Source organism: Bradyrhizobium sp. S3.12.5, assembly GCF_040548225.1.
Taxonomy (GTDB): Bacteria; Pseudomonadota; Alphaproteobacteria; order Rhizobiales; family Xanthobacteraceae; genus Bradyrhizobium; species Bradyrhizobium cytisi.
Genome location: NZ_JBEPRF010000017.1, coordinates 92,034 through 114,960, shown reverse-complemented (window position 1 = coordinate 114,960; position 22,927 = coordinate 92,034). Strand labels below are relative to the sequence as shown.

The window sequence follows — 22,927 nt, the reverse complement described above, 5'->3', positions numbered from 1 at the left end:
CCCGGGACGGGAAGCCGCTCCAAGCGGCTAAAAATAATCGGGAGGTGCTGCAAAGTTATGTGACTTATGACACACTTGCCCAACGCGGTTTTACGCGATTCTGACGCCGATGCTTCCAAGCGATTTGCCAAAGAAATTCACAAGGACGTTGAAATGAGCAAGCAGGCCGAATTTGCGGTCATTCTGAAAATGAATGCCATGTTCGCCGATCTCGGGACGGACGAACTCCAGCGGTTGTCCCATCTCTGCCACACCCAGCATCTGGCGAATGGCGAGGTGCTGTTCCAGAAGGGCGACCCCGGTGACGCGCTGTTCGGGGTGCGCCGCGGCCAGGTCCGCATCGAGACCGGCGCCTCCGACGGCAGCCGGCTGACGCTGAATTTCATGGGCCCGGGCGACCTGTTCGGCGAGGTCGCGGTGCTCGACGGCCAGAGCCGCACCGCGGACGCGGCCGCCGGCGAGGTGAGCGAATTGTTCGTGCTGCGGCGCGAAGACTTCCTCGCCTTCCTCGAGCGCGAGCCGAAGGTCGCGATCAAGATCATCGCGCTGTTGTGCCAGCGCATCCGCTGGCAGAGCGAGCGAATGGAGGAATCCATGTTGCAGCCGCTGCCGGTGCGGCTGGCGCGGCGGCTCTGCGCGCTCGCCGCGGATTTCGGTTCCGAGGTGCACATCTCGCAGGAGCAGCTCGGCGTCTTCGTCGGCGCCGCCCGCGAGAGCGTCAACCGCCAGCTTCAGGCTTGGCGCAAGGAAGCGATCCTGGACCTCCAGCGCGGCCGCATCCTGCTGCGGAACATGACCAAGCTGACGGCGATCGCGCGGAACGAGTAGGGACCGCAGCTAGGCTGCTTCCGGCACATAATGTAAAGTTAGAAGCTCTGATCGCTGGCAAGGAGCGACCGCGTATGGTCGTCCATCATCGCCGCTGAATTCGACGAGCACCGTCTCGTTGTCGAGCTCTTCGACGATTGTGCCGACGTTTCCTCGCGCCAACCGGTTCTCCGGGAGGTTAGTCAGCAATGCAACGACGTCCAGCACCGTCGGCGTTCGATTTTTCTTACCGCTTACTGCGCTCATCATAGCACCCAACAGGTGACGAATGTCGGCCGGTCGTCACCGGCCCGTATGATCCAAACCGTTCTTACCACAGCCTGCTTCCGATGTCGCCTGAGTAGCACGTCCATGCGCCAGTGACTGCCCCAACGATCTGTCGCAATCTGGGACGCATCGCCCGAAAGTGCAGCATCAAGCAGCGCATCGCGAAGCCAGGGTGCATCTTCCTGTTGGAGACCGAGCGCGTCGCTGAAAACCCTCGCTTTATGTCGGCCGCGCGGATGCAAGGGATTTAGGCAGTAACCGTCGATCTTCCGAATGTCGATAGTAGCGTTCTTGCCATTCGGAATGCGCAACGTCATGGCAACTTCATCTCGCTCCCGTTCAATCTCACTCCGCCGCAGGATGCACGACGCCCTTCGGCACCGATGCCGCCTCTCCGGGCGCCGCGCCGGAGGGCGGGACCGCATGATGATCGACGGTCTCCGCGTCCTCGCTGTGCACGATCAGCCGCTTGCCGAAGCGCCAGATCAGGGCGCCGAGGTCGTCCATCACCATGAACATCGCGGGCACGAACACCAGCGACAGGATGGTGGAGAAGATCAGGCCGCCGATCACCGCGAGCGCCATCGGTGAGCGGAATTCGCCGCCGGCGCCGACCGCGAGTGCGCTCGGCATCATGCCTGCGGCCATCGCGATCGTGGTCATCACGATCGGGCGGGCGCGCTTCATGCCGGCGTCGATCATCGCCTCGTCGCGCGGCTTGCCGTCGCGGATCGCCTCGATCGCGAACTCCACCAGCATGATCGCGTTCTTGGTGACGATGCCCATCAGCATCAGGATGCCGATCCACACCGGCGTGGTGAGCTGCTTGCCGGTGACGAGCAGTGCCGCAATCGCGCCGCCGATCGAGAGCGGTAGCGAGAACAGAATGGTGATCGGCTGCAGGAAGGTGCCGAACAGCAGCACCAGCACCGCATAGACCATCATCAGGCCGGCCGTGATCGCGGTGGCAAAGCCGTCGGACAGCTCGTTGAGGCTTTCGGCGTCGCCGGAGGGTGAGACCTTCACTCCCTTCGGGAGGCTCTTCATGACAGGCAGGTCGTAGATCTTCTTGGTGGCATCGCCGAGCGCCGCTGAGCCGACGAGGTCGGCGGCGACGGTGGCCTGTCGCTCGCGGTCGTAGCGGTTGATGCTGGTCGGACCCTGGTCGAGCTTGACGTCGGCGATGACCGAGAGCGGAACGCCACCCTTCTCGCCGTGCTCGCCGAGCGGCACGCGCAGCTGCTCCAGTGTCTTGAGATTGCCGCGCGCGGCGTCCTCGAGCTGCACCCGGATCGGGACCAGGCGGTCGCCGACGTCGAACTTGGCAAGCGCCGGGCCGACGTCGCCAATGGTCGCGACACGGATGGTCTGCGACAGGCTTTCGGTCGAGACGCCGAGCCGTGCGGCGAGATCGGCGCGCGGCTCGATACGCAGTTCGGGACGCTCCAGCGAGGTCTCCGAGATCACGTTGGCGATGGTCGGAATCCGCTTCATTTGCGTCGCGAGCTCGCTGGCGACGTTGTTGACGATGTTGGCATCGACGCCGGTCACGACCAGAGAGATTGCGCGCAGGCCGTTCTCGTCCAGGAACCAGAAGCGGATATCGGGAACGTTCTCCAGCTCCTGGCTGATCGAGAATTCAAGCTCGCGCTGGGTGATGTTGCGGTCGTTCTTGGGCGTGTAATTGATGATCAGCGCAGCGCGCCGGACTTCCTGGGTGCCCGGCGGGACGCGCCCGCCGTCGACGAAGATGCTCTTCACCTCGGCCCGCTTGCGCAGGCGTGCGACGATGTCCTCGGTGACCTTTTCGGTGTAGGCGAGCTGCGTGCCCGGCGGCAGTTCGAGGGCGAGCAGCGAGCGGGCGCTGTCCTGCGCCGGCAGGAAGCCCTGCGGCAGCAGCGTGATGCTCCAGATCGAGGCCGCGAAGATGCCGAAGCCGATCAGCACCGTGATGAAATAGTGCTTCACCGACCACGATACGAGGCCGTGATAGGTCCGCAGGATGCGGCCGGGCGGCGGCTCTTCATGATTGCCATGCTTGAGGAAGTAGGCCGCCAGCATGGGCGTCACGAAGCGCGCCGCGAGCAGCGAGAAGAACACCTGTACCGAGACCGTGATGCCGAACTGCTTGAAGAACTGTCCGGCGATGCCCGACATGAAGCTCGCGGGCGCGAAGATCGCGATGATGGTCAGCGAGATCGCGATCACGGCGAGGCCGATCTCGTCGGCGGCTTCCAGTGCTGCTCGATAGGGCGATTTGCCCATGTTCATGTGCCGTACGATGTTCTCGATCTCGACGATGGCATCGTCGACCAGAATACCTGTCGATAGCGTGATGGCGAGGAAGCTGACGAGGTTGAGGGAGAAGCCGAGGATGTCCATCGCCCAGAACGCTGGGAAGATCGACAGCGGCAGCGAGACCGCGGCAATGATGGTGGCGCGCAGGTCGCGCAGGAACAACAGCACGATGACCACGGCGAGGATGGCGCCCTCGAACAGGGTCGAGATCGCCGCCTCGTAGTTGCCGTTGGTGTATTCGACGGAGGTGTCGATCAACTTGAGGTCGACATCGGGATAGGCCGCCTTGAGCGCGTCAATGCGCTTCTGCACGGCTTCGGCGACCTTCACGTCGCTAGCACCCTTGGAACGCTTGATGCCGAGCGCGACCACCGGCTCGCCGTTGAAGCGGGCGAAGGTGCGGCGGTCGGCGATGGTGTCGGTGACGGTGCCGAGATCGTCCAGCCGGACCTCGCCGCCGCCGAACAGCGGGACCATGGTGCCGGCAAGGTCGCTGAGCGTCTTGGCGCCGGCCAGGGTCCGGATCGCCTGGTCGTTCTTGCCGATTTCGGCGCGGCCGCCGGCGACGTCGACATTGGTACCGCGCAGGCTCTGGCTGACATTGACGGCGGTCAGCCCCATCGCCTGCAGGCGATCGGGATCGAGCGAGACCAGGATCTCGCGCTCGACGCCGCCGATGCGCTCGACCTGGGCGACGCCGCGCACGCCTTGTAGCGCGCGCTTGACCACGTCGTCGACGAAATAGGAGAGCTGCTCGGGCGTCTTGCCGGGCGAGATCGCGGCATAGGTGACGATCGGCAGGCCGATCACGTCGACGCGCTGGATCAGCGGCTCGGTGACGTTCTGCGGCAGGTTCGAGCGCACGCGCGTCACCGCGTCCTTGACGTCATTGAGTGCGCGGTCGGTATTGGTCTCAAGCGCGAACTGGATGGTGGTGACCGACACGCCGTCGGTGATCGAGGAGGTGATGTGCCGCACGCCCTCGACGCCGGAGACGGCGTCTTCAACCGTCTTGGTGACCTGGGATTCGAGCTCCGCGGGCGCGGCGCCGAACTGCGCCACCGCGACCGAGATCACGGGAATGTCGGCAGAGGGCAGTCGCGTGATCGCGAGCTTGGTGAAGGACGTCCAGCCGAGGATCAGCAGGATGATCGAGAAGACCACCGACGGCAGCGGATTGCGGATCGACCATGCCGAGATATTGAGAGCCATCAGCGTACCCGCGTGCGATCGAGTTCATCGGCGAACATGGTCTTGATCTGGTCGCCGTCATGGAGCGAAGAGCCGGCATCGGCCACGACGATTTCGCCGACGTCGACCCCTTCAAGGATTTCGGTTTGGCTGTCGGATGTTAGCCCGACGCGCACCCGGCGTGTCTCGATGGTGTTGCCTTTGACCACCTGCACGGTGAGATGGTCTATCGCCGTCTTGGGAACCGCGACGCCGCAGCTTCGCTTGGCGTCGATCGAGGCACGGGCAAACACGCCGACCTTCAGCGACGGATTGTTGGTGACGCTGATGCGGACGCGGCCGAGCTGCGTGGCGCGGTCGATCTCGGGAGCAACCAGCCGGACCCGGCCGATCAGATCGGCGGCGTCGTCCCGGCTGATCCGCACCGTCGCACCGGGGCTGAGTTTTGGCATGTGCACGGCCGGAACCTGTGCATCCAGCTCGATCTCGTTGTTCACGGCGATGCGGAACATCGGTCCCGCCTGAGGCGAGGCCGGCGCGCCGACAATGGTCCGCACTTCCGTGATGAGACCTGGCGCGGGCGCCTTCAGCGAGATCGGACCCTGCGGGCCCGGCCTTTGCGGCTGGCCCGGGATCTGCGGCGGCGCTGTCAGGCGTGCCAGCTCCTGGTTGTCGGTGACGACAGCGCCTTCAGTGACGAAGAGGTCGGTGACCTTCGATCCTTCCTGGTCCGCCATGACCACGGCCTCGCGCCTCGGCACGAAGAAGCCGGTGACGCGTACCAGATCGGAGAAGCAGGCATTGGTCGACTTCGTCACGATGACGAGCGCCTCGCCCGGCGTCTCCTTCGCCTCGGGGCGATGCCGATGCTCGAACCAGTAATAGCCGACGCCGAGCGCAACGATAAACGCCACGGTTCCCGCAGGCTTGATATATTCGGAGATGTTCATCGCCGGATCATCCTGGCCTGGCTCGGGGTTGCTGGGAACGTTTCCCTTAAACGAAGCGGCGTCCCGCAGGGCTGCGGGACGCGCGCCGGGAGCAAGACGTTACACCACATCACGACTTGTCACTTCAACGGATTACGTCGTGGTCACTTCGATGCGGTAGTCTTGTTTTCCATGTTCACGACCTGCACGCGGCGGTTCACCTCGGCCATCGGCTGGCTCGGATCCTTCAGCTTGCTCTTGCCGTAGCCGACGGTGACGAGGTCGGCTGCTGCGATGCTGTACTTCTCGACAAGGTAGCGCTTGATCGAATCCGCGCGGCGTTCCGACAGCTCCTGATTGTAGCCCTCGCCGCCGGCGGCGTCGGTGTGGCCGGCGACCACGAAGGTCGAGCCCTTCAGGTCGGGGCTGGTCAGCGCGCGGCCCAGCGCCTGCACCGAAGGCAGCGACTTGGTGCTGATGTCGGCCGAGTTGTAGTCGAAGGTGATTTCGAGATCGATATTCGGCTTGTCCTTGGCGGCGGAGGCGATTTCCTCACGCTCGGTCGACGACAGCGAGCGCGTGGCGCGGCCGCGGACGGACTGGATCAGCTTGGTTTCCGCCGGGTTCGGCGCCGGATCGGCCTGCGGGGCAATCGAGAGGCCGCGGGTCAGGGGCTTCTTCGGCGGCGGCGCCAGCGCGCGGACGATCTCGTCCTCGGTAACGTTCTTGCTGTTGCCGTCGTCGCCGGCGAAGGCGGGCGGGAGTGTCAGCGACAGCGCGGCGCCGATGGTAATGACGGAGAGGATTGCGGTCAGTCCCTTTGCAGCCAATCTCATTGCCAGTCCCTCCAGCGCGAGCCCGCGCGGTTCCAAAATTCCTGCAAATGGCCCCCACGGCAAGGCCGCCTGCGGCGTCCGTTCGGTTAGTCTTTGCCGGGCCGCCACGGGTTCGAGGCGCCGCTGGCCTCAAATCAAAAAATATCAACGCACTCCGTAACTTGCGAATTCCTGCGCGATGTTCGGATCCATCGCCTTGGCATTGGCGAGGTCGAGCGCGCCTTCCTGGGCCGAGCCGTTGCGCTGCTTGGCGATCCCCCGTCCAAAGAGTGAGGAGGTCAGCCGCGGGTTGATCTTCAGTGCGGCGTCGAAATCGGCGATGGCATTCTTCACCGCTCCGGATTTGAGGTTCACCAGCCCCCGGCTGTCCAGCGCATCGACGAAATTCGGCCGTAGCCGCAGCGCCTCGTTGCAATCCTTCAGCGCGGCCTGGAGGTCGCCGACCACGGCACGGGTCCAGCAGCGGTTGTTCAGCGCCTCGACGTCCTTCGCATTGATCCGGAGCGTGTCGTCAAAATCCCTGATGGCGAGGCTGTAGGCCCCTTTGCTGGCATAGACCTGGCCGCGCCGGTACAGCGCATTCACGTCGTCCGGATTGGTGGCGATCTTGGCCGTCAGGCCCTTGATGGTGGGATCCTCAGCCAGCACGGCCGCGCTCGGCCCGCCATCCGCGTTCGGCGCCGGAGCTGGCTCGGCCGGTTTGACCGGCGCTTGCGGCGGAGGCAGCGCGGCCTCAACCTGCGGCTTCGGTGCCGGCGGCGGTGACGGAGATGCAGGCGGCGCCGGCGGATTGTTCGCAGCCACAGGTGGTGCTGGCGGGGCGGGCGGAGCCGGAGGCGGGTTGTTGGCGACCGCAGCCGGCGGCGGTGCGGGAGGCGCCGGTGGCGGGGTCGCCGCCGTCGGGCGCGATCCCGCGGCCCCCGGAATGAACGAGAAATCCTCGGCGAGCGAGGACGAGATCCACGGCACCTGCTCGCCGCGCGAGGCGCGGGTGACGCCCATCTTGGTGCGGTTCAGCGTCTCCTCCGCCATCAGGTCGGGGACGCGGACTTCCTTGAGCAGTTCCTGAACAAAGAGGCTGTGATCACCTCCGGCGTCCGACACCACGGACGCCAGCGCCGCCGAATACATCACCAGCGTGCCGTTCGGCGCGATGACCGGGGTCAGACCCGCTGAAAAGCTGCGGAACCGCCGTTCGAACGGGTTGCGCCTGCTGGCATCGATCAGCGCGATCTTGACGCCGGCGCCACGGGTGTTGAGCTCGCCCAGGATCGCTTCGATGCTGAAACCGTCGCGACGGACGTCGGACTCGGTCCAGATCTGTGCGTCGACCGGGATCATGTAGCTCTGGCGTGCCGACTGGATGCCGAACCCGCTGTAGAAGATCAGCGCCACCGAGCCCGGCTTGATCTTGCCATAGAGCTTGTCGAAGGCGCGGCGCATGCCGTCGCCGGTCAGGTTTTCGCCGACCTCGACCGAAAAGCCGTCGCGCTTGAGCTCGTCGGCGACATCGCGGCTGTCGTTGATCGGCTCCTTCAGCGGAGTGTCCGCGTCCGGATATTTGGCATTGCCGATGACCAGCGCGTAGCGGTCGCCGGCCGCGTGCGACGGGGCGGTCGGGATGAGCGAGACAAGCAATGGCAGAAGAAAAAGCAGGCGAATTTTCATAATCAGCGCGGTCCAGCCAAAAAGGCGCCGTTACCAGCTTGCGCCGCGGCGACCTTAACTTACGCAATGTGCATTATCAAACCGGGGAGTCGGGGCGTCAACCGCTTGGAGATTCGGCACTATCGCGACAATTGACCGCGATGCACGGGCCGGCGGCGAGGGGAATAAGTCGGCGGTCACGGCTCTACTCGACGCATTCTCGTTCAGGGTTCCTGCTGTCATGTTAGGCCGGTACTCGCGACCAAAATGTGATTGGTCTCACATTGCGCCCTGCGTCCGCCGCAGACGTTTGACCTTTGCTGCGGGCAATGGCTTGGTGCGCGGCAGGTCCATTCAGAAAAAGCAAAAGCCGGGATCAAAGTCATGGGAAACGCCTACGAGATCTATGCTCTGCGTTATGCGACCATGTCGCCGCGCACCCCCAGCATGAATTTTCTGGCGCCCGACCCGCATGATAGCGCCGCGCAGGATCTCGACTACTTCGTTTGGCTGATCCGAGGGCAGGGCCGCGATATTCTGGTCGATACCGGCTTCAATGCCGAGGAGGCGACCTCGCGCGCGCGCAAGCTGACGCTCAATCCGGTCGATGCGCTGGAGCGTTTTGGCGTTGCCGCATCGAGCATTCGCGACATTATTGTGACGCATCTGCATTACGATCACGCCGGCAATCTCGACCGCTTCCCGAACGCGCGCTTCCATCTCCAGGAGCGCGAGATGGCTTACGCCACCGGCCGCTGCATGTGCAACGGACTGCTGCGACATCCATTCTCGGTCGAGCACGTCACCCAGATGGTGCGCCATGTCTATCGCGAGCGCGTCCATTTCTATTCCGGCGACGGCGAGGTCGCGCCTGGTGTCACCGTGCACCGTGTCGGCGGCCATTCCGACGGCTTGCAGGTGGTCAAGGCCGAGACCGCGCGCGGTCCGGTGGTGCTGGCGTCCGACGCTGCGCATTACTACGCCAATCTGCAGCGCCGTAGCCCGTTCCCGATCGTCTACAATGTCGGCGACATGGCGGTGGGCTGGGAGACGATCGAACGTCTCGCCGGCCATCCCGATCGCTATATTCCCGGGCACGATCCGATCGTGACCGAGATCTATCCGCGTGCGAGCGACAAGGTCGACGCCTGGGCGCTGCATTTGCCGCCGACGCGGTCGTTTGCGAAGTGATTAATACGCCTGCTTGGCGTCGGCCTCTTCGCTGGTCTGGATCAGGTCGAGGCTATCCTCGATCTTGCCGAGCAGCGCGGAGAGCTGCTTGCGCTCCTGCGCGGACAGGCAGGCGAGGATCTCGTCTTCCCGCAGCAGCAATTGCGGGAACAGCTCCTCGTAAAGCGCGCGGCCCTTCTTCGTCAGCTGCAGGCGGAATTCGCGGCGGTCGGCTTCGTTCTCGACCCGCTCGATCAGGCCGTCACGCAGCAGCGCCGTCACCGCGCGGCTGATGGTGGATTTGTGCGTGCGGGTGCATTGGGAGATGTACTGCGCGCTACAGGCATCGTTGCGGAAGCCGAGCGTGGCCATCACGCGCCAGGCCGGAATGTCGAGGCCGTGACGTTCCTGATATTCGACCGCGAGCGCGGAACTGACCTCCGCTGCCAGCCGGTTGAGGCGGAACGGCACGAATCTGAACAGATCGAGCCGCGACTTGGGTCGCGCCTTGGGCCGCGATGAAGCCTCGTCGGCTTGCCGTGTCTTCAACGCGATGTCGCTGGATGTCCTCGCCAAGAAGAGCGCTCCGAATTCCAGTTGACGGCCGGCCGGCTCCGGTCCAAAATAGTTGCACGTGAGACTATCTAGCAGATCGGTCCTCTCCTGACCAGAGCCGAGGTTAGTGTATGGCAGGCGCCAATACGCATCAGGCCAAAACCCAGTTCGGCTATCGCCGCCACTCCGACCAGGACCGCCCGGGCCAAAATCCGGCCGAGCATCCGGTCGTGGTCGTCGGCGCAGGGCCCGTCGGGCTGTCGCTGGCGATCGATCTCGCCCAGCGCGGCCAGCGCGTCGTCCTTCTGGATGATGCCGACCGCATCGGCGAGGGCTCGCGCGCGATCTGCTTCTCGAAGCGCTCGCTGGAATATTGGGACCGGCTCGGCGTTGCCGACCGCATGGTCGACAAGGGCGTCGTGTGGAGCGTCGGCCGCATCTTTCACGGCGAGTCTCAGCTCTATCAGTTCAACCTGCTGCCCGAGGACGGTCACAAGCGGCCGGCCTTCATCAATCTCCAGCAATATTACGCCGAGGCCTATCTGGTCGATCGCATCGGCGATCTGCCAGGGATCGACCTGCGCTGGCGCAACAAGGTGACGGCGGTCGAGCAACGCAACGATTCCGTTGCGCTGACGATCGAGACGCCCGAAGGCGCCTATCGCCTGCATGGGCAATATGTCGTCGCCTGCGACGGTGCGCGGTCCTCGCTGCGGCAGATGGTCGGCGCCGAGTTCGCCGGACAGGTGTTCGAGGATCAGTTCCTGATCGCCGACGTCAAGATGACGGCGGAGTTTCCGACGGAGCGCTGGTTCTGGTTCGATCCGCCGTTTCATGCCGGACGTTCGGCGTTGCTGCACCGGCAGCCCGACGATGTCTGGCGCATCGATCTCCAGCTCAGCCGTGATGCCGATCCCGTCGTCGAGAAGAAGCCTGAGAACGTGCGGCCACGGCTCGCGCGGATGCTCGGCCACGACAAGTTCGAGTTCGAGTGGATCTCGCTCTACAAATTCCAGTGCCGACGCATGGATCGCTTCATCCACGGCCGCGTGATTTTTGCGGGCGATTCCGCACACCAGGTCTCGCCCTTCGGCGCGCGTGGGGCGAACTCGGGACTCGAGGACGCCGAAAACCTGTCCTGGAAGCTCGACCGCGTGCTGCGCGGCACCTCGCCCGCAAGCCTGCTCGAAAGCTACCATGTCGAGCGCAGCGGGGCTGCCGACGAGAATATCCGCGAATCCACCCGCTCGACCGATTTCATGGCGCCGAACTCGCATCAGGAAGCCCGGCTGCGCCAGGCGGTGCTGTCGCTCGCCAAGGAAACCGAGTTCGCCAAGCGCATGGTCAATGGCGGCCGGCTGTCGGTGCCATGCAGCTATGACTCGCCGCTGTCGTCACCCGATGCCGACGCGTGGGATGCCGGCCCGCGGCCCGGCTGTTCCATGCTCGACGCCCCTGTGGCGGGCCAAGCCTATCTGACCGATGCGTTCCGCCAGGATGGAACTGATTTCACTTTGCTGTCGTTCAGCAATGGCGCAGCGATTGATGCACCCGATGGCGTGAAGGATATTCTTATCGGCGGCGAGAGCGGACTTGCCGATCCCTCGGGCCTCGTCGCCAAGCGCTATGATGCCGAGCCGGGCTCCGCTTATCTGCTCAGGCCCGACGGCTACGTCGCAGCGCGCTTCCGCCATCCGACGCGTGAGGCGATCACGGCCGCGCTATCGCGAGCAGCAGGTCTGAATTGAGGTTGATATGCCGCTTTCCACCAGCTCCAATTTTGCGCGGCCCGACGATGCCTTTCGCGCCATCGTCGAGGCTCATCGCGGCCTCACCGACGAGCAGAGCGCGGATTTCGACGCGGCGCTGGTGCTGATCCTCGCCAACCATATCGGCGATATCGACGTGCTGCGGGAAGCGCTCGTGCTGGCGAAACGCCGCATGATCGACGGCCAGCAGCAACAACAGCAGCAACAGTAACCCAAGACTTGAGGATGAACTGATGGCGAAGAATTTCGCATCCACCGGCGATCTCTCCGAGAAGAAGATCACCTTCTCCGAGATCGGCGCCGATCTCTACGCGTTCACCGCCGAAGGCGATCCGAACACGGCGATCATCGTCGGCGACGACGGCTGCCTCGTGTTCGACGCGCAGTCGACGCCCGCAATGGCCAACAAGGTGATCGAGCGTGTGCGCACCGTCACCGACAAGCCGATCAAATATGTCGTGCTGTCGCATTATCACGCCGTGCGCGTGCTCGGCGCCTCCGCCTACAAGGCGCAGGGAATCGTCGCCTCGCAGGAGACTTATCGTCTGATCGAGGAACGTGGTCAGCAGGATTGGGATTCCGAGTATGGCCGTTTTCCCCGCCTGTTCCAGGATGCCCAAAGCATTCCCGGCCTGACCTGGCCGACGCTGACCTTCGAAGGCGAGATGTCGATCTATCTCGGCAAGCGCGAGGTGCGGCTGATGCAGCTCGGTGCCGGCCACACCTCCGGCGACATCGTCGCCTGGGTGCCGGATGCCGAGGTGATGTTCTCCGGCGATCTCATCGAATATCACTCGGCCTGCTATTGCGGTGATGCGCATCTGCGCGAATGGCCGCTGACGCTGAACGAGATCCGCAATTTCAATCCCAAGGCGATCGCGCCGGGCCGCGGCGATGCGCTCAAGGGCACAGCCACCGTGCGCGAGGCCATCGCCATGACACGCGACTTCGTCACCTCGCTCTATGGCGCGGCCGAAGTCTCGGTCGCCAAGGGGCGGACGCTGAAGGAATCGATGGCCGCGACGCGCGAAGTGATGGACCCGAAATTCCACAGTTTTGCCATCTACGAGCACTGCCTGCCATTCAATGTGTCGCGCGCCTATGACGAAGCATCGGGGATCGACGATCCCGTGATCTGGACCGACAAGCGAGACCAGGAAATGTGGGCGGCCCTGCAAGGAGGAGGATAGTCATGAACGTCAATACCTCACCCGATCAGATCATCCGCAGCTCGGCGCAGGTGACGCCGGGCTACATGTCCGGATTCGGCAACAGTTTTGAGACCGAAGCGCTGCCTGGCGCGCTGCCGATCGGGCGCAACTCGCCGCAGCGCTGCGCCTACGGCCTCTATGCCGAACAGCTCTCGGGCTCGCCCTTCACCGCGCCGCGCGGCACCAACGAGCGCTCCTGGCTCTATCGCATCCGCCCCTCCGTGAAGCACTCCGGTCGCTTCGAGAAGGCCGATGCCGGTCTGTGGCGCTCGGCGCCGTGCCACGAGAACGATTTGCCGATCGCGCAACTGCGCTGGGATCCGGCGCCGCTGCCGAAGGAGGACATGACCTTCCTCCAGGGCGTGCAGACCATGACGACCGCCGGTGACGTCAATACGCAGGCCGGCATGGCCGCGCATGTCTATCTCGTCACCAAGTCGATGGTGGACCAGCATTTCTACAATGCCGATGGCGAGTTGATGTTCGTGCTCCAGCAGGGCAATCTTCGCGTCGTCACGGAATTCGGCCGCATCGACGCCGAGCCCGGCGAGATCGTGGTGATCCCGCGCGGCGTGAAATTCCGTGTCGAGATTCCAAATGGTCCGGCGCGCGGCTATCTCTGCGAAAACTATGGCGGCGCCTTCACGCTGCCGGAGCGCGGGCCGATCGGCGCCAACTGTCTTGCGAACGCGCGGGACTTCCTGACGCCGGTCGCGCACTATGAGGACATGGACAGGCCGACCGAGCTGTTCGTGAAATGGGGCGGCTCGCTGTTCAAGACGCAGCTCGCCCATTCGCCGATCGACGTCGTCGCCTGGCACGGCAATTACGCGCCCTACAAATACGATCTGCGCACCTTCTCGCCGGTCGGCGCGATTGGTTTCGACCACCCCGATCCCTCGATCTTCACGGTGCTGACGTCGCCCTCGGAGACCGCGGGCACCGCGAATATCGACTTCGTCATCTTCCCCGAGCGCTGGCTGGTCGCAGAAAACACCTTCCGTCCGCCCTGGTATCACATGAACATCATGAGCGAGTTCATGGGTCTGATCTACGGCGTCTACGACGCCAAGCCGCAGGGCTTCGTCCCAGGCGGCATCAGCCTGCACAATTGCATGCTACCGCACGGCCCCGATCGCGACGCCTTCGAGCACGCCAGCAATGGCGAGCTGAAGCCGGTCAAGCTCACGGGCACCATGGCCTTCATGTTCGAGACCCGCTACCCGCAGCGCGTGACAGCGCATGCCGCGAATGCGTCGACGCTGCAGGACGATTACGCGGATTGCTGGAAGGGACTGGAGAAGCGGTTCGATCCGAATAGACCGTGACCGTCCAACTATGTCGCCGTCATGCCCGGGCTTGTCCCGGGCATCCACGTCTTGATGCGCAGAGGAAAGATCGTGGATGGCCGGGACAAGCCCGGCCATGACGGTCTCAAGTCCGGAGATTCATGTGCCCCACCCCAACGATCCCAGCCTCCGTTCCTTCATCGAGGTCGACCCCGCCTCCGACTTCCCGATCCAGAACCTGCCCTATGGCGTGTTCTCGACCGCGCGTAATCCGACGCCGCGCGGTGGCGTTGCGATCGGCAACTATGTGCTCGATCTCTGGGAGCTCGAGCAGGACTCGCGGCTCGATGTCGGTCCGCTCGGCGTGTTCTCCGGCCCCTCGCTCAATCCCTTCATGGCGCTCGGGCCAAAAGTCTGGACCGGGACGCGGGCGCGGATCAGCGAGCTGCTGCGCCACGATCATCCGGAGCTGCGCGACAATGAGGAGCTGCGCAAGCAGGCGCTGGTGCCGATGCGCGAGGTGATACTGCATCTGCCGTTCGCGGTCTCCGGCTATACCGACTTCTATTCGTCGAAAGAGCACGCCACCAATGTCGGCGTGATGTTCCGCGGCAAGGATAATGCGCTGCAACCGAACTGGCTGCACATGCCGATCGGCTATAACGGCCGCGCGTCCACCGTCGTGGTCTCGGGCACCAAGGTGAAGCGGCCGCGCGGGCAGTTGAAGCCGCCGAATGCGGAAGTGCCGAGTTTTGGCCCGTGCAAGCGGCTCGATTTCGAGCTGGAGATGGGCGTCGTGGTCGGCCAGCCCTCAGCCATGGGCGGTATGCTCACCGAGCAACAGGCCGAAGAGATGATCTTCGGCTTCGTGCTGCTCAACGACTGGAGCGCGCGCGACATCCAGCAATGGGAATATGTGCCGCTCGGCCCGTTCCTGGCGAAAGCGTTCGCGACCTCGATCAGCCCGTGGGTGGTGACGCGCGAAGCACTGGAGCCGTTCCGCCTGAAGGGGCCGACGCAGGAGCCGGAGCCGCTCGATTATCTCAAGCAGGCAAAGCCGCAGAATTACGATCTGGAGCTCGACGTCTCCTTGCATGGCGCCGGCGCCAATGCGCCTGCCGGCATCAGCCGGACCAACTTCAAGTATATGTACTGGTCCTCGGTGCAGCAGCTGATGCATCACGCCTCCTCTGGCTGCGCGATGAATGTCGGCGATCTCCTCGGCAGCGGCACCATTTCCGGCCCTGAGAAGAACCAGCGCGGCAGCTTGCTGGAGATCAGCTGGAACGGCACCGAGCCAGTGGAATTGCCCGGCGGCGTCAAACGCTCGTTCCTGGAAGACGGCGACAGCCTGGTGATGCGCGGTTGGTGCCAGGGGAATGGTTATCGCGTCGGGTTCGGCGAGGTCGAGGGGACGATTGTGCCGGCGGAGTGAATTCCGTTATCGCGACAAACTCCGTCATTGCGAGCGCAGCGAAGCAATCCAGAATCTCTCCGCAGCGGCAGTCTGGATTGCTTCGTCGCATCAGCGCAAAATTGCTTCGCAATTTTGTCGCGAGCTCCTCGCAATGACGTGGAGAGAGCTCACCGCTTCTCCGGCGCCACGTCCTTGACCCTTGCGCAATGCGCGGCGACGTCCTCCACGCTGTACTTCAAATGCACCCGCTTGTCGGACGGCGCCTGCTTGCTCGTGCATACGCCCGGGCGCCACTCCTGCGTCGGCCTGATCGGGCGCGGGGCAAAGCCGCCGCCGCAGTTCGGGCAGACGTTGGAGAGCTTTGTCTCCACGCAATCCGCACAGAACGTGCATTCATAGGAGCAGATCCGCGCATCCGTTGCATCAGGCGGCAGGTCGCGATCGCAACATTCGCAGTTCGGTCGAAGCTGGAGCGCCATGGGTGAATCTCCGAAAGCCGGCCGGGATCATCGCAGATCGCGCGCGCGGCGCGAATGGCGTAGTTCCCTCGATTTCAGCCAGCCTTCAAATCCTTCAGCGGCAGCTTCGAGCTTTCCTTCAGCCGGTCCAGCACGATCGAGGAGCGCACATGCGCCACGCTCTGGTGCGGCATCAGCACGTCGTTGACGAGGTTGGAGAGCCCCTTGAGATCGCGCAGCACGGCTTTCAGCACATAGTCGGCGTCGCCCGTGAGCGAATAGGCCTCCTGGATCTCGTCGATGCGGTTGACCAGCGCCCGGAAGCGTTTTGAATTGTCCGGCGAGTGGGTCGCAAGTCCCACCTGGATGAAGGCGATCACGCCGAAGCCTAGCGCCTCGCTGGAGAGGTCGGCGTGATAGCCGGCGATAATCTTCTCTTCCTCCAGCCGCATCCGCCGGCGCGAGCATTGCGAAGCCGAGAGGCCGGCTTGCTCGGCAAGCTCCTGGTTGGTGAGGCGGCCGTCATCCTGGAGTGCGTCCAGGATCTTGAGGTCGAAGGCATCCAGCGGAATCATGCGTCATTTGTCAATTTTGTGCACGGATCGTGCGTACGATAGCCAAAACGCGTTCAATTTGCACGCTCATTGCGCGTCCCGTGAAGGATAGTTCATCCCAGCAGCAGATTGGGAGAGCAGCATGGGTCCGTTTCCGCACGATGCACCGCCGGCCACGATCACCGCCGACAATCCGATGGGCACCGACGGCTTCGAGTTCGTCGAATATGCGCATCCCAATCCGAAAGAACTGCATGACCTGTTCAAGCTGATGGGCTATGCGCCCGTCGCGCGGCACAAGACCAAGAAGATCACGGTCTATCGCCAGGGCGACATCAACTATCTCGTCAACGAGGAGCCCGGCACCCACGGCTACGAGTTCGTTGCCGCGCACGGCCCCTGCGCGCCGTCGATGGCGTTCCGCGTGGTCGATGCGAAGCTTGCCTATGACCGCGCAGTTTCGCTCGGTGCGGAGCCTGCCGATGTGTCATCGGCGCAGAAGACGCTCGATGTGCCCGCGATCAAGGGCATCGGCGGCAGCCTGCTCTATTTCGTCGATCGCTACGGCGCCAACGGTTCGGCCTATGAAGCCGAGTTCGAGTGGCTGGGCGCACGCGATCCGCGGCCGGTTGGTGCGGGCCTGTTCTATCTCGATCACCTCACCCACAACGTCCATCGCGGCCGCATGGATGTCTGGACCGGCTTCTACGAAAAATTGTTCAACTTCCGCCAGATTCGTTTCTTCGACATTGAGGGCCGGGCGTCGGGCCTGTTCTCGCGCGCGCTGACGAGCCCCGATGGCAAGATCCGGATTCCGATCAACGAGGACGCCGGCGATTCCGGCCAGATCGAGGAGTATCTGAAAATCTATCGCGGCGAGGGCATCCAGCACATCGCGTGCGGTTGCCGCGACGTCCATCAGGCCATCGAAGGTCTACGCGCCGCGGGCCTGCCCTTCATGCCGTCGCCGCCCGAGACCTATTTCGAGCGCATCGATGCGCGGCTGCCGAGGCATGGCGAGGATGTCGCGCGCCTGCAGAAGAACGGCATTCTCATCGACGGCGAGGGCGTGGTCGACGGCGGCCAGACCAAGGTGCTGCTGCAGATCTTCTCGGCCAATGCGATCGGCCCGATCTTCTTCGAGTTCATCGAGCGCAAGGGCGACGACGGCTTTGGCGAGGGCAATTTCAAGGCCCTGTTCGAGTCGATCGAGGAGGATCAGATACGGCGCGGAGTGCTGAAGGTGGAGGATGCGGCTTAGGCCGTCAGCCGCGCTGCTGTAGGGTGGGCAAAGCGTGAGCGTGCCCACCACCTCTACCGGATTCGTGGAGAGATGGTGGGCACGGCGCAAGAGCGCCTTTGCCCACCCTACAGGATCGTGCGACGGGGTTACTTCGCCGCTTTCCACGCCTGCATCACCACCGTGATCTCCGCGCCCTCCGGCTCGCGCACCACGGACGGCGTGCGCGAGAAGCGCGGCGCCGGTGCGGGCTGCTTCACGCCGTGGCGTTCGACGAACACGTTTCGCGCGACCATGTGCGGATGCTCGGTCGCTTCCGACATGGTCAGCACCGGCGCGAAGCAGATGTCGCTGCCTTCCATGATCTTGCACCAGTCCTCGCGCGTCTTGCTCTTGAACACGGCAGCCAGCTTCTCCTTCAGCGCGGGCCAGGCCTTGGGATCCATCTGCGCGTCGAAATCGGCATCTGGCAGGCCTGCGCGCTCGCGCAGCAGCGCGTAGAACTGCGGCTCGATCGAGCCGATCGAAACGAAATGGCCGCAGGCGCATTCATAGACGCCGTAGAAGTGGGCGCCGCCGTCGAGGAAGTTCCGGTTGCGACCTTCGGTCCAGCGGCCGAGCGTTTTCATGTCGAAGAAGAACGACATCAGCGATGCCGCGCCGTCGCACATCGCGGCGTCGACAACCTGGCCCTTGCCGGACCTCGAGGCTTCCAGCAGTGCGGCGAGTACGCCGACGACCAGATAGAGCGCCCCGCCGCCGAAATCGCCAACCAGGTTGAGCGGCGGCACCGGCGCTTCCTCAGGTCCGATCGCGGCGAGCGCACCTGTGATCGAGATGTAGTTGATGTCGTGGCCGGCGGCATTCGCAAGCGGGCCTTCCTGGCCCCAACCGGTCATGCGGCCATAGACGAGCTTGGGATTGCGCGCGAGCACGATATCGGGGCCGAGCCCCAGCCGTTCCATCACGCCGGGACGAAAACCTTCGACCAGCGCGTCGGCGCTGGCGAGCAGGTCGAGCACCTGTGCGATGGACTCCTTGTCCTTGAGGTCGAGCTCGATCACCTTGCGACCGCGGCCCGCCACCGACTTCAGGCTCTTCTTGGCGCCGACGCGGTCGAGCGTGACGACATCGGCGCCCATGTCGGCCAGCATCATGCAGGCGAACGGGCCGGGTCCGATGCCGGCGAATTCGACGACGCGGAAGCCCGCGAGCGGGCCTGAAGTGCCGACGGATGTGTTCTTGGCGGGTTTGTCGAGCACGGGTTTTGTTTTCCTTGGGTCGCGGGCGGCGGATGCCGATTGGTCGGCAGCCGCGCCGGACGTTCCTCTCTGGGGCGAGTTAATTGGCTGATTAACTTTTCTCGCCTTCACGCCAGCGAGGCAAGCGCTTTTCACGCATGGGCGCATCATAAATGCGGCGCGCATTGCTGCGCGCCGCAGAAGATTTGTGTTGAGGCGCTATCAGCCAGCGGCAGTTACGGCGCGCTGCGCCATCACTTTGATGAGGTTGGCGCGGTACTCTGCACTGCCGTGAATGTCGGCCAGCAGATTGCTCGCCGAAATGTTCACGCCATCGATTGCTGTCGGCGACCAGTTCGCCTTCAGCGCTGCCTCGATTGCAGGCACCCGCATCACGCCGCTCTGCGAAGCGCCGGTCGCGGCGGCGCGGATCTCGCCCGACTTCATTTGCGCGACGAAGACTGCGGTCAGCGCAAAGCGCGAGGCTGGATGCGGGAATTTCGCATAACCGGCTTTCGCAGGAACCGGGAACGAGACGGCGGTGATAATCTCGCCGTCTTCAAGGGCTGTCGTGAACAGGCCCTTGAAATAGTCGTCCGCCGCAATCGAGCGCTTGTTGGTCTTGATCGTTGCGCCGAGTGCCAGCGTCGCGGCCGGATAATCCGCGGCCGGATCGTTGTTGGCGAGCGAGCCACCGATCGTGCCGCGGTAGCGCACGGCGGGGTCGCCGATCAGCGAGGCGAGATAGGCGAGCGCGGGTATCGCTTTCTTCACAGCATCGCTGGTCGCGACCTCGTAATGCGGCGTGGCGGCCTTGACGCTCAGAGTGTCGCCGGAGGCCTCGATGCCGATCAGCTCCTTGATCCTGCCGAGATCGATCACGTCGGAGGGGCTGGCGAGCCGCTGCTTCATCACCGGCAGCAGCGTCTGGCCGCCTGCGAGAAATTTCGCCTCACTGCCCTTGGCGAAGAGAGCGGCGGCCTCGTCGACCGAGGAGGCGCGATGATAAGTGGTCTGATACATCTTTGATGCTCCCTCTTAAGCCGCGTGGATCGTGCGCCACACCCGGTCCGGGGTTGCGGGCATTTCCAGGTTGTTCTTGCCGATCGCATCCGTGATCGCATTGATCACGGCCGCAGAGGCGCCGATCGCGCCGGCTTCACCGCAACCCTTGATGCCGAGCGGATTGCCCGGGCACAGCGTCGTGGTGTGGGAGAGATTGAACGAGGGCAGATCGTCGGCGCGCGGCATGGAATAATCCATGAACGAGGCCGTGACCGGCTGGCCGTTGGCATCGTAGATGGCGTGCTCGAGCAGCGCTTGTCCGATGCCCTGGGCAAGGCCGCCATGGACCTGGCCCTCGACGATCATCGGGTTGATCAGCCGGCCGAAATCGTCGGCCGCGACGAAGTTGACGAAGGAGGTCTTGCCCGTGCCGGGATCGACCTCGAGCTCGCAGATGTAAGCGCCGGCCGGGAAGGTGAAGTTGGTCGGGTCGTAGAAGGCGCTTTCCTTCAGGCCCGGCTCCATCCCGTCAGGCAGATTGTGTGCGGTGTAGGCCGCGAGCGCAACCATCGGCAGCGCAATCGCCTTGTCGGTACCGGTCACCTTGAACTCGCCGTTCTCGATGACGATGTCGGCTTCCGACGCTTCGAGCGCATGCGCTGCGATCTTCTTGGCCTTGGATTCCATCTTCTCCATCGCCTTCAGGATCGCAGTGAGACCGACAGCCGCCGACCGCGAGCCGTAGGTGCCCATGCCGAACTGCACCTTGTCGGTGTCGCCATGGACGATCGAGACCTGGCTGATGGGAACACCCAAGCGCTCTGCGACGAGCTGGCAGAACGTGGTCTCGTGACCCTGTCCGTGGCTATGCGAGCCCGTGAGGATCTCGATGGTGCCGACCGGGTTGACGCGCACTTCGGCCGATTCCCAGAGACCGACGCCGGCGCCCAGGCTGCCGACAGCCTTCGACGGTGCAATGCCGCAGGCCTCGATGTAGCAGGAGACGCCGATGCCGCGCAGCTTGCCTTGCGACTTGGCTTGCGCCTTGCGGGCGGCGAAGCCGGCATAGTCGATCGCCTTCATCGCGGCGTCGAGCGAGGCATTAAAGTCGCCGGTGTCATAGGCCATGATCACAGGCGTCTGGTGCGGGAACTGGGTGATGAAGTTGGTGCGGCGCAACTGGGCCGGATCGACCTTGAGCTGCCGCGCCGCCGTCTCCATGAGACGTTCGATCAGGTAGCTCGCCTCGGGGCGGCCTGCGCCGCGATAGGCATCGACCGGCGTGGTGTTGGTGTAGACCCCGACCACCTCGGCATGGATCGCCGGGATGTTGTACTGGCCCGACAGCAGCGTCGCGTAGAGATAGGTCGGCACCGACGACGAGAACAGCGACATATACGCGCCGAAATTGGCGTAGGTCTTCACCTTCAAGCCGATGATCTTGTTGTTGGCGTCGAGCGCCATCTCGGCATGGGTGACATGGTCGCGGCCATGCGCGTCGGTGAGGAAGGCTTCGGTGCGGTCGCCGGTCCATTTCACGGGACGGCCGACCTTCTTCGAGGCCCACAACGCCACCATCTCTTCCGGGTAGATGAAGATTTTCGAGCCGAAGCCGCCGCCGACGTCGGGGGCGATCACGCGCAGCTTGTGCTCGGGGGCAATGTTGTAGAACGCCGACAGCACGAGGCGAGCGACGTGCGGGTTCTGCGAGGTCGTATAGAGAGTGAAGTGCTCTTCCGCCGCATCGTAATCGGCGATCGCCGCGCGCGGCTCCATCGCGTTCGGGGCGAGGCGGTTGTTGGTGACGTCGAGCTTGACGACGTTGGCGGCCTTGGCGAAGGCGGCATCCGTCGCGCCCTCGTCGCCGATCACCCAGTCATAGACCTGGTTGCCGGGAGCCTCAGGGTGAAGCTGCGGTGCGCCGGACTTGATCGCGGCCTGGATGTCGGCGACGGCCGGCAGCTCTTCATAATCCACGACCACGGCCTCGGCCGCGTCGCGCGCCAGATTCTTCGTGTCGGCGATGACGACCGCCACGGCCTGTCCGACGAAGCGCACCGTCTCCGGCGCCATCGCCGGCCATGCCCCCATCTTCATCGGGCTGCCGTCCTTGGAGGTGATGGCCCAGCCGCAGATGAGGTTGCCGACCTTGTCGTCGACCAGCTCCTGTCCGGTGAGGACCGCGACCACGCCCGGCATCTTCAGCGCGGCGGAAGAGTCGATGTTCTTCACCTTGGCGTGTGCGTGCGGGCTGCGGATGAAATGGGCATGGGTCATGCCCAGCAATTTGATGTCGTCGACGTACCGGCCCTTGCCGGTAATGAAACGCTTGTCTTCCTTGCGCACGACGCGCGCGCCGATGCCTTCAACACCCATGTCTGGTCCTCCCGACCGGAATTATCTTGACTGCGCTTTCCCTCGAAAGCCGCAGCGGTGGTTCTTTTTTCGAGGCGGGCCGCTCTACTCGGCCGCCTGCGAGACCTTCATGCGCCCGGCTGCATCCAGCACGGCTTTGACGATGTTGTGGTAACCGGTGCAGCGGCAGATATTGCCTTCGAGCTCGTGCCGGACGGTGGGCTCGTCGAGCTGGCCACCATGGCGGTGCACGATGTCGATCGCCGACATGATCATGCCCGGGGTGCAATAGCCGCACTGCAGGCCGTGATTGTCGCGGAAGGCGGCCTGCATCGGGTGCAGCTCGTCGCCCTTGGCGATGCCTTCGATGGTGGTGACATTGGCGCCGTCGGCCTGGCCCGCCAGCATGGTGCAGGACTTCACCGCCTTGCCGTCCATGTGCACGACGCAGGCGCCGCACTGGCTGGTGTCGCAGCCGACATGGGTTCCGGTGAGGTTGAGATGGTCGCGCAGGAGCTGGACCAGCAGCGTGCGGTCCTCGACGTCGACAGCAACGGCCTTGCCGTTCACCGTCAGTTTGACTGTAGACACGGAACATACCTCCCGGGATTGATTTTGATTGTTTCTAATTAGAGACCGCGGCCCCCAGGCTTGGCAACTAGGATTT

General features: G+C 64.0%; 21 protein-coding genes. 8 read left to right on the top strand and 13 right to left on the bottom strand.

From position 1 onward, the window contains the following. The first annotated feature begins 153 nt into the window (after window positions 1–153). A complete protein-coding gene (locus tag ABIC09_RS24845; protein WP_148755872.1) occupies window positions 154–828 on the top strand; it encodes a Crp/Fnr family transcriptional regulator in 675 nt (224 codons plus the stop codon). 9 nt (window positions 829–837) lie between these two features. Here ABIC09_RS24845 and ABIC09_RS24840 read toward each other — a convergent pair whose 3' ends face one another. From ABIC09_RS24840 to ABIC09_RS24815, 6 genes are all read right to left on the bottom strand, one after another. Then, complete coding sequence (locus ABIC09_RS24840; protein ID WP_354110905.1) at window positions 838–1,074, bottom strand: DUF4926 domain-containing protein; 237 nt, start codon at window positions 1,072–1,074, stop codon at window positions 838–840. Beyond that, window positions 1,074–1,412, bottom strand: a complete 339-nt coding sequence (locus tag ABIC09_RS24835; protein WP_354110904.1) for a DUF6883 domain-containing protein — start codon at window positions 1,410–1,412, stop codon at window positions 1,074–1,076. Before ABIC09_RS24835 ends, ABIC09_RS24840 begins: the two co-directional genes overlap by 1 nt. Before the next feature lie 28 nt (window positions 1,413–1,440). Continuing rightward, entirely contained in the window at window positions 1,441–4,605 is a 3,165-nt protein-coding gene (locus ABIC09_RS24830) for an efflux RND transporter permease subunit (RefSeq protein WP_354110903.1), read from the bottom strand. After that, window positions 4,605–5,534, bottom strand: coding sequence for an efflux RND transporter periplasmic adaptor subunit (locus ABIC09_RS24825; protein ID WP_354036258.1), 930 nt, complete (start codon window positions 5,532–5,534; stop codon window positions 4,605–4,607). The genes ABIC09_RS24830 and ABIC09_RS24825 overlap by 1 nt, the downstream gene beginning before the upstream one ends. 143 nt (window positions 5,535–5,677) lie before the next feature. Next, complete coding sequence (locus ABIC09_RS24820) at window positions 5,678–6,349, bottom strand: OmpA family protein (protein WP_187435409.1); 672 nt, start codon at window positions 6,347–6,349, stop codon at window positions 5,678–5,680. Window positions 6,350–6,493: 144 nt separating this feature from the next. Further along, window positions 6,494–8,017 carry a caspase family protein gene (locus tag ABIC09_RS24815; RefSeq protein ID WP_354110902.1) on the bottom strand — a complete coding sequence of 508 codons (1,524 nt, stop codon included), beginning with the start codon at window positions 8,015–8,017 and terminating at the stop codon, window positions 6,494–6,496. Window positions 8,018–8,380: 363 nt separating this feature from the next. Here ABIC09_RS24815 and ABIC09_RS24810 point away from each other — a divergent pair, with 363 nt between their 5' ends. Continuing rightward, entirely contained in the window at window positions 8,381–9,187 is an 807-nt protein-coding gene (locus ABIC09_RS24810) for an N-acyl homoserine lactonase family protein (RefSeq protein ID WP_354110901.1), read from the top strand. Here ABIC09_RS24810 and ABIC09_RS24805 read toward each other — a convergent pair whose 3' ends face one another. Continuing rightward, window positions 9,188–9,742 (bottom strand): MarR family winged helix-turn-helix transcriptional regulator, encoded by a 555-nt coding sequence (locus tag ABIC09_RS24805; protein ID WP_354110900.1) that lies wholly within the window; start codon window positions 9,740–9,742, stop codon window positions 9,188–9,190. 110 nt (window positions 9,743–9,852) lie between these two features. Between ABIC09_RS24805 and ABIC09_RS24800 the strand changes: the two genes are divergently transcribed. From ABIC09_RS24800 to fahA, 5 genes are all read left to right on the top strand, one after another. Next, entirely contained in the window at window positions 9,853–11,469 is a 1,617-nt protein-coding gene (locus ABIC09_RS24800; RefSeq protein WP_354110899.1) for an FAD-dependent oxidoreductase, read from the top strand. 7 nt (window positions 11,470–11,476) lie between these two features. Next, the gene (locus ABIC09_RS24795; protein ID WP_008137646.1) at window positions 11,477–11,701 is read left to right on the top strand and encodes a DUF2783 domain-containing protein; all 225 of its coding nucleotides are present in this window, start codon (window positions 11,477–11,479) and stop codon (window positions 11,699–11,701) included. A 22-nt stretch (window positions 11,702–11,723) separates the two neighbouring features. Continuing rightward, window positions 11,724–12,680 (top strand): MBL fold metallo-hydrolase, encoded by a 957-nt coding sequence (locus ABIC09_RS24790; RefSeq protein ID WP_148755862.1) that lies wholly within the window; start codon window positions 11,724–11,726, stop codon window positions 12,678–12,680. A gap of 2 nt (window positions 12,681–12,682) precedes the next feature. Continuing rightward, a complete protein-coding gene (hmgA, locus tag ABIC09_RS24785; protein WP_354110898.1) occupies window positions 12,683–14,029 on the top strand; it encodes a homogentisate 1,2-dioxygenase in 1,347 nt (448 codons plus the stop codon). 124 nt (window positions 14,030–14,153) lie between these two features. Further along, the gene (fahA, locus tag ABIC09_RS24780) at window positions 14,154–15,425 is read left to right on the top strand and encodes a fumarylacetoacetase (protein ID WP_354110936.1); all 1,272 of its coding nucleotides are present in this window, start codon (window positions 14,154–14,156) and stop codon (window positions 15,423–15,425) included. A gap of 149 nt (window positions 15,426–15,574) precedes the next feature. Here the strand turns inward: fahA and ABIC09_RS24775 are convergent, their stop codons facing one another. Continuing rightward, complete coding sequence (locus ABIC09_RS24775; RefSeq protein WP_354110897.1) at window positions 15,575–15,886, bottom strand: DUF1272 domain-containing protein; 312 nt, start codon at window positions 15,884–15,886, stop codon at window positions 15,575–15,577. A gap of 74 nt (window positions 15,887–15,960) precedes the next feature. Next, window positions 15,961–16,440 (bottom strand): Lrp/AsnC family transcriptional regulator, encoded by a 480-nt coding sequence (locus ABIC09_RS24770; protein ID WP_354086457.1) that lies wholly within the window; start codon window positions 16,438–16,440, stop codon window positions 15,961–15,963. 121 nt (window positions 16,441–16,561) lie between these two features. Here ABIC09_RS24770 and hppD point away from each other — a divergent pair, with 121 nt between their 5' ends. After that, a complete protein-coding gene (gene hppD, locus ABIC09_RS24765; RefSeq protein ID WP_354110896.1) occupies window positions 16,562–17,680 on the top strand; it encodes a 4-hydroxyphenylpyruvate dioxygenase in 1,119 nt (372 codons plus the stop codon). Between the two features lie 128 nt (window positions 17,681–17,808). Here hppD and ABIC09_RS24760 read toward each other — a convergent pair whose 3' ends face one another. The 4 genes from ABIC09_RS24760 to ABIC09_RS24745 all read right to left on the bottom strand — a co-directional run bounded on the left by ABIC09_RS24760 (window position 17,809) and on the right by ABIC09_RS24745 (window position 22,851). Then, on the bottom strand, window positions 17,809–18,921 hold the full coding sequence (locus ABIC09_RS24760) for a CaiB/BaiF CoA transferase family protein (RefSeq protein ID WP_354110895.1): 1,113 nt from the start codon (window positions 18,919–18,921) through the stop codon (window positions 17,809–17,811). A 201-nt stretch (window positions 18,922–19,122) separates the two neighbouring features. Continuing rightward, window positions 19,123–19,923 carry an FAD binding domain-containing protein gene (locus ABIC09_RS24755; protein ID WP_148755855.1) on the bottom strand — a complete coding sequence of 267 codons (801 nt, stop codon included), beginning with the start codon at window positions 19,921–19,923 and terminating at the stop codon, window positions 19,123–19,125. A 15-nt stretch (window positions 19,924–19,938) separates the two neighbouring features. Further along, window positions 19,939–22,281 carry a xanthine dehydrogenase family protein molybdopterin-binding subunit gene (locus ABIC09_RS24750; RefSeq protein WP_354036245.1) on the bottom strand — a complete coding sequence of 781 codons (2,343 nt, stop codon included), beginning with the start codon at window positions 22,279–22,281 and terminating at the stop codon, window positions 19,939–19,941. A gap of 84 nt (window positions 22,282–22,365) precedes the next feature. Further along, on the bottom strand, window positions 22,366–22,851 hold the full coding sequence (locus tag ABIC09_RS24745) for a (2Fe-2S)-binding protein (protein ID WP_354036244.1): 486 nt from the start codon (window positions 22,849–22,851) through the stop codon (window positions 22,366–22,368). Window positions 22,852–22,927: the final 76 nt, after the last annotated feature.